General features: G+C 42.5%; 8 protein-coding genes. 4 read left to right on the top strand and 4 right to left on the bottom strand.

Annotated elements, in window-relative coordinates:
* Positions 1 to 1,541: tetratricopeptide repeat protein (locus F6K52_RS25575; RefSeq protein WP_293084751.1), on the top strand; the 1,541-nt coding region annotated here is incomplete at its 5' end.
* Here F6K52_RS25575 and F6K52_RS25570 read toward each other — a convergent pair.
* Positions 1,447 to 1,674 (bottom strand): hypothetical protein, encoded by a 228-nt coding sequence (locus F6K52_RS25570; protein WP_293084748.1) that lies wholly within the window; start codon positions 1,672 to 1,674, stop codon positions 1,447 to 1,449. The two genes, F6K52_RS25575 and F6K52_RS25570, sit on opposite strands and share 95 nt — an antisense overlap.
* 216 nt (positions 1,675 to 1,890) lie before the next feature.
* Positions 1,891 to 2,850 (bottom strand): DMT family transporter, encoded by a 960-nt coding sequence (locus F6K52_RS25565; RefSeq protein ID WP_293084745.1) that lies wholly within the window; start codon positions 2,848 to 2,850, stop codon positions 1,891 to 1,893.
* A 784-nt stretch (positions 2,851 to 3,634) separates the two neighbouring features.
* Here F6K52_RS25565 and F6K52_RS25560 point away from each other — a divergent pair.
* The gene (locus F6K52_RS25560) at positions 3,635 to 5,419 is read left to right on the top strand and encodes a VWA domain-containing protein (RefSeq protein ID WP_293084742.1); all 1,785 of its coding nucleotides are present in this window, start codon (positions 3,635 to 3,637) and stop codon (positions 5,417 to 5,419) included.
* Positions 5,420 to 5,758: 339 nt separating this feature from the next.
* On the opposite strand, the gene F6K52_RS25555 is transcribed toward F6K52_RS25560, so the two are convergent.
* Both F6K52_RS25555 and F6K52_RS25550 read right to left on the bottom strand, forming a co-directional pair.
* Positions 5,759 to 6,301: a cysteine hydrolase family protein gene (locus tag F6K52_RS25555; protein ID WP_293084739.1), complete on the bottom strand. Its 543-nt coding sequence runs from the start codon at positions 6,299 to 6,301 to the stop codon at positions 5,759 to 5,761.
* A 39-nt stretch (positions 6,302 to 6,340) separates the two neighbouring features.
* Entirely contained in the window at positions 6,341 to 6,481 is a 141-nt protein-coding gene (locus tag F6K52_RS25550) for a hypothetical protein (RefSeq protein ID WP_293084736.1), read from the bottom strand.
* A 270-nt stretch (positions 6,482 to 6,751) separates the two neighbouring features.
* Between F6K52_RS25550 and F6K52_RS25545 the strand changes: the two genes are divergently transcribed.
* Together F6K52_RS25545 and F6K52_RS25540 are read left to right on the top strand one after the other, a co-directional pair.
* On the top strand, positions 6,752 to 6,904 hold the full coding sequence (locus F6K52_RS25545; RefSeq protein WP_293084733.1) for a hypothetical protein: 153 nt from the start codon (positions 6,752 to 6,754) through the stop codon (positions 6,902 to 6,904).
* Between the two features lie 5 nt (positions 6,905 to 6,909).
* Positions 6,910 to 9,093, top strand: a complete 2,184-nt coding sequence (locus F6K52_RS25540; protein WP_293084730.1) for an ATP-binding domain-containing protein — start codon at positions 6,910 to 6,912, stop codon at positions 9,091 to 9,093.
* Positions 9,094 to 9,882: the final 789 nt, after the last annotated feature.

Below are 9,882 nucleotides of genomic sequence, written 5' to 3'. Positions count from 1 at the left end.
CTGTCGGGATGATCGGGATTGTTGGTTTAACCGGTTTACGTCCTCACCAATTGCCCCTTCACCCAGATACAGGGGAAATTAGCTGGCATAACCAGATATCAGTAAGTGCTGAATTAACCGATACTTTAGATAAAATGGTGCGCTATGATTTCCGAGAGCGTTACCAATCAGCTACCTTAGCCTTACAAGCACTAACTACTGTAATTACTAATAAAAATAGCAATAATAACACCAATCCTAACACTACTAAAACTGGCGCTACCTTAATGTTGGGAATTGCGTCATCTATACAACCGCTGCTCCCGAAACCCCGACGATTCAGACTAAAACCCTACCAAGTGTTACTGTACACCGGGGTGATTGGATTGGGGTTTGCAGCAACGGTTTTTATGGTGAATGCTATCAATGAAGAAACTGCTACGGATTGGTATAACCAGGGCGAAACCTTTTTAGAATTGAAGCGCTATGAACAGGCTCTGGATGCTTATAATCGAGCTGTAGAAATCCGAGGGGAATATGCTCCCGCTTGGCAAGGTCAGGGTAAGACCTTGTTTGCCCTGAAGTACTATGAAGAAGCTCTAAATGCTTACGACCAAGCCATTCAAATTGAGCCGGATTATAGTGCAGCTTGGAAGGGTAGGGGTAAAACTTTGGAGCAGTTGGAGCGTTATGACGGAGCAATTAAGGCGTTTAATAGCGCCCTGGAACTCAAGCCCAATGACCTGGACGCTTGGATCAGTCTTGGTAATGTTCAGGTTAAGTCCAAGAATTATTTTGATGCGATCGCATCCTTTGACAAAGCCCTGAAACTCAAACCCGATTCTTACCAAGCTTGGTATCGACGGGGCTGGGCATTACATAATTTGCGCCGATATAAAGCAGCAGTACAATCCTACGACCGAGCCTTAGACTACAAACCGAATTCCGCTGAAGCCTGGTATCAGCGGGGTAATGACTTGAGCAATTTGCGAAAGTATAAAGATGCAGCCAAGTCTTATCAGCAAGCCGTTCAATTCCAGCCCAACTTCTACCAAGCTTGGTATAGCTGGGGCAATACCTTAAATCAATTGGGGAAATACCAAGAAGCCTTAGCCTCCTTTGATCAAGCGGTTAAACTCCAGCCTAAATCCTATCAAGCCTGGTACAGTCGCGGTTGGACACTCCATCAAGTCCAGCGATATGAAGATGCCCTGGAAGCTTACTACAAAGCCATTAAACTACAATCCAAGCCTTACCAAGCTTGGTACAGTCGAGGCAATACCTTCTATAAATTGGAACGCTATAAGGATGCGATCGCATCTTACCAACAAGCAGTTAACTATAAACCTGACTACAGCCAAGCCTGGTATAGCCTAGGCAATGCATTAGTTAAACGCAACCAGTATAAAAAAGCGATCGCAGCTTATGACAAAGCCGTGCGCTACCAGCCAAACTACCGAGAGGCTATCAAAGCACGGGAGCGGGCAAGTAGCGAATTAGAAGCACAGAAGAGGGAACAGGAAATCGGGAATCGGGAACAGGGAATCGGGAATCGGGAATAGTTAAGGCAAGAGGCAATAGGCAATAGGCAATAGTTAAGGCAAGAGGCAATAGGCAATAGGCAATAGGCATGCTAGCAACAGTGAGTTCAAGTAGGGTGGGCAGTGCTTGACAGAGATTCATTTGCTTGGCCATAGTCTTGCTAGGCACTGCCCACCAGACGATTCATCTTAACGTAAGCATAAGCTGATAGCTGTTCGCGTAGCGTGGCCAAAGGCCTTTAGCTTATAGCTGTTCGCGTAGCGTGGCCAAAGGCCTTTAGCTGATAGCTTTAGCAATCCTAAATCAATTGAGAGAATGTTTGTTCCCTGTTCCCTGTTCCCTGTTCCCTGTTCCCTTTGCTATTACATCTTAAGTAGCTTCAGTAGAACCAATATTCTCTAATTCTCCATCTGATTTAGCCAGATAAATCCCAGATAATACGATTATAAAAGTCAAGCCATTTAACCAACTCAATTTTTCTGCAAAAATTAGCCAGGCTAAGACTGCTGCAATCATAGGTTCCAGCAATAGAATTAGAGACACAAAGCTAGATGAAAATTGTTTGAGACTATAGAATAATGCACCCAATCCAATGATAGAGCCACAAAGTCCTAGGCCAATAACAGCAGACCATGATGAAAAGGAAGCAGGAAATAGTCTATCTTCAAATAGCAATGTTAATGGTAACAACAATAGGCCACCCAAGGTATAAAGCCATAGTAAAATTGTGCTTGTGTCAAATTTAACTCGGAGATTCTCTGTTACCAAAAGTGTCGCCGCATAGAAAAGGGCAGATAGTAATGCAACGCTGTCCCCTATCAATGTCTCTCGATCGATATTAAAATCGTTAAAACCAATTAAGAACGTTCCTCCTAGAGCCAGAACCATGCCGATTAGGAAGCGACGATTAAAGGATTGGCTTAACAGTAACCATCCGCCGACAGCTGCAAAGATAGGAGTGGTGTTGTGGAGAAGATTAGAATTAGCAACACTTGTTTTTGTCAGAGACCAAGCCCACGTCACTAGGCAAATTGAATCTAAGCTAGCAACAAGAAATAAGGAGAAAAAATCCTTGACAGTATAAGCCTTGTTATCAGTGTTATCAGTGCTATCAGTAGTAGATAAGCGTCCGCTGTGCTTATCCCAAAGTAGTTTGATCACCTTGCCAAGGCCCAACGCTAGGCTGGCAATCCAAAACCGATTAAATATTGTTCCATAAGGACCCATATCATGTTCTGTTATGCGAGTCAGAATTGGTGAAGACGATAGGGCAAAAATGGCAATTGCTAAGGAAGAAGACCCCCAGATTGCAGAACTTTTAGTAGACATGATCAACTTCCTTAATTAGGGATTCTATAGTGGTTTTAAACAGTGGATTTAAACGATTTGAGGTAGATAATCCTGAATTTTAGGCAACAGGAAATAGCGGATCACCAGAAAAGCGGATCACCGAAACCTATCAAATAAAATAGGGAATAGCGAACAGAAAAAAAATGATGTGTACCTCCTAATTAAGAAAAGTTCTATAAAAAGGGTTAAGTACATCATCAGTATAAACTATGGCGAGTAGCCATGGTTTATCTAATTTGATAGGAAGAGAAGTACAGCTTAAGACATAGTTTTCTTATTGAAAGGGGACAGGTAGCTTTGGATCAGGAAGCATAAGATATCTTAAGCTTTGCTTCCACTCCTCTATCTCTAAAAGTATCATAGGATAAACCCATCTTGTCAATCAACCAGGAGAGTTTTCAATAAACCTGGCCTTATGGCGATCGTTGACAATATATTTTATACATATAGTGTTTATTTGATGGTAAAAACATTATAGATATGAATTAACAAAATTAGATCCGTTTACCCTGGGAAATACCATTTAATATAGAGCCTAACGTAAGTATACAGCCTTCAGCCGTCAGTGGTCAGCGTAATTTCTTCCAGATTCATTAGCTGACCATAGGATTGCTAGGCACTGCCCACCAAACCATGACTCACTATTGCCTCTTGCCTTTTGCCTCTTGCCTTTTGCCTATTACCGTTACAGAAACCGCAACACAAACAAACAGCCTTCTGTTGTCGATTAGCTTAGTAATAAGCAATACAGAGGGACAATCAAATGAACAAATTACTGAGACTATTCCTCCTTTCCGGAATGGTTGCTATCTTGGCACAGCTAACAACAGCTTGCCACAATCAGCCATCAGTCCAACAATCAGAAAAAAGCTCTAATCTACCTGTAGCGCAAGACGTAGAATCTGACCAAATACAGCGCCAATTAGAACCTATGCAATCAGCCGAGGTCGGGAGGTCGGCGGATAGCGTTAATCAGAATATCCCTAACAGAGGATTGAAACCCCGAGCCCCAAGGCGACTCTCCGATAGCCCAAATGCACGCTTTAAATCAGTTCCTAGTAGCTCAATTCCTGCGAGCAAACGGATGCCGTTACTGACAGCAGAGCAAGCTATCCCAGAAGTCAGCAACAGAGAAAACTATAGTCCCATTGATGAGAATGCCTTTAAGAGAGTAAAGCATAATCCCCTGTCTACCTTTGCGATTGATGTTGATACCGCCTCCTACAGCAATCTTCGTCGTTTCCTTAATAACGGTCAACTCCCCCCTACTGATGCCATCCGTATCGAAGAATTAATTAACTACTTTAACTACGACTATCCCGAACCAGAAAGCGATCGCCCTTTCTCGATTACCACAGAAATTTCCCAAGCTCCTTGGAATCCCACTCACAAATTAGTTCACATTGGTATCCAGGGGGAAAAGATGGCAATTGAAGATTTGCCTCCCAGCAATCTAGTCTTTTTGCTGGATGTCTCTGGTTCTATGAATAATCCCAATAAGCTTCCCCTGCTCAAAGATGCTTTTCGGATGCTGGTCAATGAATTGAGAGAAGAAGACCAGGTCAGTATTGTCGTCTATGCTGGCGCTGCTGGCGTCGTTTTACCTCCTACTCCAGGCAACGATAAAGATAAAATCTTAACAGCTATTGAGAATCTCAATGCCGGGGGGTCTACTGCTGGGGGAGCAGGAATTCAACTGGCTTATAAACTCGCCCAGGATAATTTTATTAAATCAGGAAATAACCGAGTTATTCTAGCAACCGACGGAGACTTTAATGTCGGAGTTTCCAGTGATACCGAATTAGTTAAACTAATTGAACAGAAGCGAAAAAAAGGAGTTTTTCTGACCGTATTAGGATTTGGTACAGGTAATTTACAAGACTCAAAGATGGAGAAAATTGCTAATAAAGGCAATGGCAATTATGCTTATATTGATAACGAGTTAGAAGCTAAGAAAGTCCTGGTTAACGAAATCGGAGCCACTCTACTCACTATTGCCAAAGATGTCAAGATTCAAGTAGAGTTTAATCCTGCCAAAGTCCAAGCGTATCGTTTGATTGGTTATGAAAATCGGCGACTGAAGGATGAAGACTTTAATGATGATACTAAAGATGCCGGAGAATTAGGAGCAGGGCATACGGTCACGGCACTGTATGAAATTATTCCTGTGGGAGCGAAAACTAAGGTCAAATTACCAGATATTGACCCTCTGAAATATCAATCCAATGCTGCGTCAACCACTAATTCCAAAGAATTAATGCAGGTCAAGTTACGTTACAAAGAGCCTGACGGTAACACCTCTCAACTCCTCACCTATCCCTTGGTTGATAAAGCTGTAAAGCTAAACGATGCTTCCGATAACTTTAAATTTTCCGCTGCCGTTGCCAGTTTTGGTATGGTGTTAAGAGATTCTCCTTACAAAGGTAAAGCCAGTTTTGACCAAGCATTAACATTAGCAAAGGAATCCGAAGGGGTAGATTTAGAGGGGTATCGAGCTGAGTTTATTGATTTGGTTGAGAGTGCGGAGGAAATAGGGTATAGGGAATAGGGAATCGGGTTCTGGTGGTAGGTTAAGGGTTAGGGTCATCAATCAAATAATCAATGATAAAATTTAATTTGCTAATTAATTGTGCTTGATAACAATAAGATGTTTTGTGATTAAACAATTCATCTTATTGTTATCAGTCTTCAATAACGAATCGCACTGGTTGTTATAGCGTTTATAGGATTTATGAGGTACGCTTCTCAACCTCAAAGTCCCCCTTGATAAGGGGGATTTAGGGGGATCTCTTCTTGATGCAGCGCGGTCATGGGGGTTCCCCCCATGACCGCGCTGCATCGCTTTGTACCTTATGGCATAGATAATTGCTATATCTCGGATCAATTCCTACGAAAAATCCGATAAGCTAATCACATCAGCATAAGCAAAACCCAAAGCATTCATAAACGCCCCATGTACGTCTTGAGCGATAATCTTCTGATTCCCAAAAACCAGATCTCTAGTAGCACAGGCATCATGAACTACCTTACACTTAAAACCCAAATCAGCAGCAGCGCGAGTGGTAGCATCAATACACATGTGACTCATGGCACCGCAAATAACTAGCTGTTCAATGTCAGCTTGTTTGAGTTGATCCAGCAACGTAGTTTCCCGAAAGCTATTGGGATAATTTTTCGGGATTACAGTTTCACCAGGAAGGGGTTTAATACTCTCATGGATTTCAACTCCTTCAGTGCCTCGGATAAAGAAGCCTGCATTAGAATCAGTTTCAAAAAAGTGCTGTATGTGAAACGTTGGCAACTTGTTTGACCGAAAATGGTCTAGTAAATGTTGAGAATTTTGACTAGCTAAATTCATCCCCACTAATTCCATAGAACCACCAGGAAAGTAGTCATTTTGAATATCTACTAGTATCAGTGCTGTCTTCATTGCTATTCTTCGCCCCTGTTGTTACTTAACCCCTTTACATTATATAGCAATTATTCTACTCATGAGGTGCAAATCTCTGGGTTTTAGGGAGCAGGGAGCAGGGAGCAGGGAGCAGGGAATAGGGCATAGGGCATAGGGAATAGGGCATAGGGAATAGGGAACAAATAATGTGTACCTCATGAGTCCTATAAACGCTATAACCCACATTCCGCCGGTAGTAGCATAGGACTAAGTACTACAACCCTCCAACAGAATTTATAAGTTATTTTTGCTCTGGAAATTTTTATCATCCTGTATGATTGGCTAAACCTTTTATTTTTCGTTTCCTTGGAATTCTATGCACCCTGTATTCCATAGCTAACTATTTGGGAACTCTACGGTTAGGACTGTATAAAGCAGTATAGCAGTTCTCAATTAGGTGAAGTACTTTCGTATTAGGTTTTAGGGAGCTTGGGAGTAGGGGTCGGTTCCTCTTTCCTGTTCCCTGTTCCCTGTTCCCTGTTCCCTGTTCCCTGTTCCCTGTTCCCTGCTCCCTGCTCCCTGCTCCCTGCTCCGAAAGTACCTCACCTTAAAACCGATGTAAATCTTACCAGAGGAAATTAGCCCAAATGTCGGTTATCGATACAGATCAGGGTCGCAAATTTATTACCACTGAACCGATTACAGAAAGTGAAGAGACAGGAAAACAAAAAGTATGGGATGCCACTCGTAGTGCATTTTCAGAACGCAATTGTATTGGCTACTGGCGCTATCCTATTTTTGCTAAAGTAGGGGAAATCTCTAAAGAGCCTGATATTTTTATTACTGATCAAGACCTTGGTCTAGTAGTAATTAAAATCCAATCTATCACTATTGATGAAATTATTACTATTGATGGTGATCAGTGGCAACTCCAAAACTATTCCACCGCTGACCCAAATCCCTACCAACAAGCTGAACATCAGTTAAAAGCAATACTCGCTTTTTGCGATCGCGAACCTGCTATTTGGCGCAAAGTTACCGGTAGGGCGATGATTGCTCTTCCTTTAATTACTCAAGAACAATGGCAACACCACGGTTTTGACCAACTGCCAGATTGTCCTCCCATTATCTTCCAAGACCAACTGGGTAAAGTTAGCTTGCTAGAGTGTATTCAAGAAACTGAATCAGTGATACCAGGGGAAGACATAGATGATCAGCAGTGGAAGTTACTCTTATCTGTGATCAGCGGAGCACCAATTTTCCGTAAACCTCCGCGTACCCTAGTCTCTACCGAAGGCAAAACTCGCGCTAATGTTGTAGCCGCTTACACCCAACAACTCTACGAATTAGATTGGCAGCAGGAACACATTGGTAAAGAAATACCTCCTGGGTTTCAGCGGCTGCGGGGAATTGCAGGGTCAGGAAAAACAGTGCTGCTATGCCAAAAAGCTGCTCATATGCACTTGAAGCACCCAGACTGGACGATTGGGTTAGTGTTTTTTAGTCGCACCCTCTACGAATTGATGATTGGGTTAGTGGATCGATGGCTGCGTCGTTTCAGCAATGGTGATATCCAGTATGACCACAAGACTAATCAGAAACTGCGAGTGCTTCATGCTTGGGGTGCTAAGGATCAGCCTGGTTTGTACAGCACAATTTGCCAGTTAAATGGTGCTAGACCCAAATCCGCTGGGGATACTCGGGAAAGACAGCCCAATCGGGGTTTAGCAGAACTTTGTAAACGGCTATCGGAAGAAATCAAGATTGAACCCTGCTTTGATGCCATTTTAATTGATGAAGGACAAGACTTAGTTACTGAAGATTATTTAAAATTCCAGGGCAAACAAGCGATTTATTGGCTAGCTTATCAAGCCTTACGACCCGTTGACCCAGAACAGCCAGAACAACGGCGCTTAATCTGGGCGTATGACGAAGCTCAAAGCCTAGATACCTTAAAAATTCCTACCACAAAAGAACTGTTGGGTGAAAATCTCAGCCGACTTTTGTCACAAGGATCACAATACCCCGGTGGTATTAAAAAATCTGAAGTTATGCGGCGCTGCTACCGCACTCCTGGCTCAATTCTCACCGCTGCTCATGGGCTAGGAATGGGGTTGCTACGTCCTGAGGGGATGCTAACTGGAATTACCAGAAAGGAGGATTGGGAAAAAATTGGTTATGAAGTCAAAGGTAACTTTATTCCCGGTCAACAAATCACCATCCATCGTCCAAAAGAAAACTCCCCCAATCCAGTTCCTGAATTGTGGAGCACACCAGTATTAGACTTTGAAACCTATGGCTCTCGTCAGGAAGAAATGAGTGCGTTGGCCGATAAGATTATGCATAATCTGGTTGATGATGACCTGAAAGCCAGTAAAGAAATCTTAGTGCTAGTTTTAGGCTCCAGTTCTGAAGCAATTGAATTAGAAAATCATGTCGCTGTTGTTTTGATGGAGCAAGACATTGATATTTATATTCCCACAGCATTGGAGTTGAATGAACTAAAACCTCAATGGCCCCACATTGATCGCGATCGCTTCTGGAAAGATGGTGGGGTAACCATATCTCGTGTGCCCCGTGCTAAGGGTAATGAAGCCGATATGGTGTATGTAGTCGGTGTTGATAATGTTGCGAGGAACGAGAGTGATGTCAGTTTGCGTAACCAGCTATTTGTAGCATTAACTAGGGCGCGGGGCTGGGCAAGTGTCAGTGGAGTGGGTGACTATCCCATGTATAGCGAAATCCGCCAGGTCATTGAGAGTGGTGATACCTTCACCTTTACCTACAAGCGACCTCTAAAGCGGGATATTGGTGACCTTGAAGACAGTTAACCGTCACCAGTGTTCAACTTCGGAATAGTTCATGGTGGGCAGTGCAGCAGACAAATTTAGAAGCTTGTAAACCGCCTTCGTAAGCACTGCCCACCCTACGATTAATGACTCAATAAGCTTGGTTTATGGTGGGCAGTGCAGCAGACAAATTCAGAAGTTTGTAAAGGGCGTTGGTAAGCACTGCCCACCCTACGATTAATGACTCCATAAGCTTGGTTCATGGTGGGCAGTGCAGCAGACAAATTTAGAAGCTTGCAAACCGCCTTCGTAAGCACTGCCCACCCTACGATTAATGACTTATGGGCTAAACCCTTAATTTTTCGTTTCAGTGGGTAAGTCCTATCCTTTGAAATTATTGCCAGGATGGCCACATAATTACGTGAAATAGTTCTTTATTAATTAATATAGCCCTGTAGTTATTGATGTACACCTAACTATAGGTAATTTTTATTTATTTTTGTTTATGAGCTGGTCTAACCACTAGTAATCCTAAAAATTAACATTACTATCTAAATACAGTTTAATTGTTTTATTTTTGATTAAACTATTTGGCTTAATCAGGTAGATGCTTTGTGTTTAATAATTATAGATTTTGAAGATTTTTTTAATCAACCAATTTTATTGCTTATAAAATTATAAAACAAACAGATAATACTCACTATAGCAATTATCAGTACGAGTGAGGTGCAAAAGATTTTTTCACACTTCCCACACTTCCCATACTATTAGCCCTGCTCCCTGCTCCCTGCTCCCTGCTCCCTGCTCCCTTCTCCCTGCTCCCTGCTCCCT

The organism is Moorena sp. SIO3H5 (assembly GCF_010692395.1).
Taxonomy (GTDB): domain Bacteria; phylum Cyanobacteriota; class Cyanobacteriia; order Cyanobacteriales; family Coleofasciculaceae; genus Moorena.
Note: the sequence above shows the minus strand (reverse complement) of the source record. Positions and strands in the feature narration are given on the sequence as shown.